The organism is Mesorhizobium sp. M8A.F.Ca.ET.021.01.1.1, assembly GCF_003998025.1.
GTDB lineage: Bacteria > Pseudomonadota > Alphaproteobacteria > Rhizobiales > Rhizobiaceae > Mesorhizobium.
The window spans coordinates 1-1120 of the sequence record NZ_RZSJ01000968.1; the positions used below are offsets into that span (position 1 = coordinate 1).

Consider the following 1120-nt stretch of genomic DNA (forward strand, 5'->3'; position numbering starts at 1 on the left):
CGGACCTTCAAGGTCAAGGCAGGCGACACGATCCTGTTTCATGCCGCGGCTGGTGGCGTCGGGCTCATTCTAGGCCAATGGGCAAAACACCTCGGCGCAACGGTCATCGGCACCGCCAGCTCCGCCGACAAGATCGAACTGGCCAAGGCACACGGCTTCGACCATGTCATCAACTACAAGGAGCAGGATTTCGTCGCCGGCGTCGCCGCCATCACCGGCGGCAGGAAATGCGACGTCGTCTACGATTCCGTGGGTAACGACACATTCCCGGCCTCGCTCGACTGCCTGAAGCCGCTCGGCATGTTCGTCAGCTTCGGCCAGTCCTCGGGACCCATCCCGCCGTTCTCGATGTCGCTGCTGGCGCAGAAGGGCTCGCTGTTCGCAACGCGGCCGACACTGTTCGTCTACAATGCAAAACGCGAGGACCTCGATGCCTCCGCCGCCGCATTGTTCGAGGTCGTGCTCAGTGGTGCCGTCGAGATCAAGATCAATCAGCGTTATGCGCTGAAAGACGCGGGCAAGGCGCATCAGGATCTTGAGGGACGCAGAACGACAGGCACGACCATCCTGGTTCCCTGACGATAGTCTGCCTTGGTTTTCAGCGTCCCGCCGCAGCCGCGGGCTTGGTTTGCACGAAAAGTCGGCCAGCCACATGCTTGTGCGAGGCAGGCTGATCTTTGCCCTTGAGTTTCCGCTGAAATTCTTGAAGCTCTTTCAAGTCGGGTGCTGCTTTCGCACGAGAGCCGGCCGCGCATACGATGCTTGCGGGAACACAGAACATGTCCGGCAATCCGGATGGGAGGCACTGTGAGTGCAAATCATGATGGAGCGAACCTGCTCGAGGTTCGTGGCCTGACCAAGATATTCGGCACGCTGACGGCGTGCGACCATATCGACCTCAACATCGCCAAAGGTGAGATCCACGCTTTGCTCGGCGAGAACGGCGCCGGCAAGTCGACGCTGGTCAAGATGCTGTTCGGCTCGCTCGAGCCCAATTCCGGCGAGATTTTCTGGAACGGCCAGGCGGTGCGGATCCCCAGCCCGGGCGTTGCCAAGAAGCTCGGCATCGGTATGGTGTTCCAGCATTTTTCGCTGTTCGAGGCGTTGACGGCCGCCGAGA

Annotated in this window: 2 protein-coding genes; both read left to right on the top strand. The window is 60.6% G+C overall.

What is annotated here, in order from left to right; all coding sequences use genetic code 11:
• Window positions 1-579 (top strand): quinone oxidoreductase (locus EOA36_RS35885; RefSeq protein WP_145969531.1); only part of this gene is annotated, 579 nt, incomplete at its 5' end.
• A gap of 216 nt (window positions 580-795) precedes the next feature.
• The coding region (locus EOA36_RS35890; protein ID WP_189553561.1) for an ATP-binding cassette domain-containing protein at window positions 796-1120 on the top strand (325 nt) is incomplete at its 3' end.